This window comes from Pseudomonas tremae (assembly GCF_001401155.1).
GTDB lineage: Bacteria > Pseudomonadota > Gammaproteobacteria > Pseudomonadales > Pseudomonadaceae > Aquipseudomonas > Aquipseudomonas tremae.
In genome coordinates this window covers 1-400 of record NZ_LJRO01000322.1, presented here as the reverse complement: position 1 = coordinate 400, position 400 = coordinate 1, and the positions used below count along the sequence as shown (strand labels likewise).

Sequence of the window (400 nt, the reverse complement as noted above, 5' to 3'; positions counted from 1 at the left end):
ATGAAGAAACCGTGCTGGTGGCCTCTGCACTGATCGAGTCGGGCATGGATGCGGTGATTGCCACCAACACCACGCTCAGCCGCCAGGGTGTGGAAGGGCTGCCGCATGGCGATGAAGCGGGTGGTCTGTCGGGCGCGCCGGTGCGGGAAAAAAGCACGCACATCGTCAAGGTGCTGGCCGGTGAGCTGGCAGGTCGTCTGCCGATCATTGCCGCTGGTGGCATCACTGAAGGCCGGCATGCTGCCGAGAAGATAGCCGCAGGTGCCAGTCTGGTGCAGATCTATTCCGGTTTCATCTACAAGGGCCCTGCGCTGATTCGCGAATCGGTGGACGCCATTGCGGCAATGCCACCGGCCGTACGCTGAATCGAAGGCAAAAAAAGGGGCTCCTCGAGAGAGCC

General features: G+C 61.8%; 1 protein-coding gene. It reads left to right on the top strand.

The genetic code is table 11. The features are described from left to right. Positions 1 to 365: nitronate monooxygenase (locus ALO43_RS18620; protein ID WP_174518513.1), on the top strand; the 365-nt coding region annotated here is incomplete at its 5' end. Between the last annotated feature and the right edge of the window lie 35 nt (positions 366 to 400).